Annotated in this window: 2 protein-coding genes and 1 pseudogene; all 3 read left to right on the forward strand. The window is 43.9% G+C overall.

The window, feature by feature from the left end:
• Positions 1–299: pseudogene (locus F6K38_RS42665) on the forward strand (hypothetical protein); the annotation flags it as partial.
• Between the two features lie 264 nt (positions 300–563).
• Positions 564–713 (forward strand): hypothetical protein, encoded by a 150-nt coding sequence (locus F6K38_RS42670; protein WP_287360947.1) that lies wholly within the window; start codon positions 564–566, stop codon positions 711–713.
• On the forward strand, positions 697–1,144 hold a 448-nt coding region (locus tag F6K38_RS42675; RefSeq protein ID WP_287360950.1), incomplete at its 3' end, for a hypothetical protein. The genes F6K38_RS42670 and F6K38_RS42675, both read left to right, overlap by 17 nt.

Here is a 1,144-nt window from a genome sequence, read left to right on the forward strand (position 1 = left end):
TTGCTAAGGAGGCGATTCAAGAAGAACGCAAAGCCTATACTATCAACGACTATCATTTTCCGGAATTGGCTACTGTTCACGAAACTGGTCGCTTAACTACCAATACCCATCATTTGCCCAAGCAAGGGAACATTGTGATTTGTGATGAGCTTTTACAAAATAAGTATGTCTTAGGGTATTACGGTGACCATACCTGGTTTGATGTGCATCCGATTATTATTGAAGAGTTGGAACAGTGGCAAGGGAGTCAGAATTCAGGAACAGGGAATCGGGAATCGGGAATCGGGAATCGGGAATAGGAAAAAAATCCTGTGTACCTGATAGTTATGAAAAACGCTGTATTTGTTTTGATGCTGAACTATAACGTTTATCGCAGTTATGAGGTACAGTATTTTTTGACGTTGATTCCCTGTGTTGATTCAGCGCATAGCTATTCCATATTTACTCTTATCTGTTCCCTGTTCCCTGTTCCCTGTTCCCTAAAATCCCGAAATTTTCTACCTCATAGCAATGAGATTGCTATCTAACGTTTGTCGCAGTTATGAGTACAGTCTTCTTTGACGTTGATTCCCTGTCTTGATGCAGCTCATTTCGATTCCCGATTCCCGATTCCCGATTCCCGATTCCCGATTCCCGATTCCCGATTCCCGATTCCCGATTCCCGATTCCCAGCACTATCTCACTCAATACTCACCCATGGCAACAGCCCCTGACCCATTGACACCTGCTGACCATAATGAGCTGGATAGCTTAGTCACGACTCTAGCACTATCTAGTGGCACCACCATTATTTTTGCTATTGCTCCCGAAAGTGGTCCCAACCATCCGGTGGTGCAGCAGTTTACATCTGTTGTTAATCAAGAAGCCTTTAGTGAGGAAGGGTTTCAGGTTCGCAACTTTTTCTATAGTCAGGATTCGTTAATTAATTTTCTCTATCGTCTTAATCCCCTTGATCAAGAGACCTCTGTCAACACTCCTGCTCCCAGTCGTCCTCTGATCATGGCCTTCGGGATTGAGCAGTTGGAGATACCTCGTCGCATCAATGAGCTAAAACGACTGAATGTCGGTAGAGAATCCCTGTTTGAGCGAGACATGGTATTGATGTTTTGGCTCAATAAACCACAATTTTTGGATGAGTTTCGCC

Origin of the sequence: Moorena sp. SIO3B2, assembly GCF_010692525.1 — a bacterium.
Taxonomy (GTDB): domain Bacteria; phylum Cyanobacteriota; class Cyanobacteriia; order Cyanobacteriales; family Coleofasciculaceae; genus Moorena; species Moorena producens.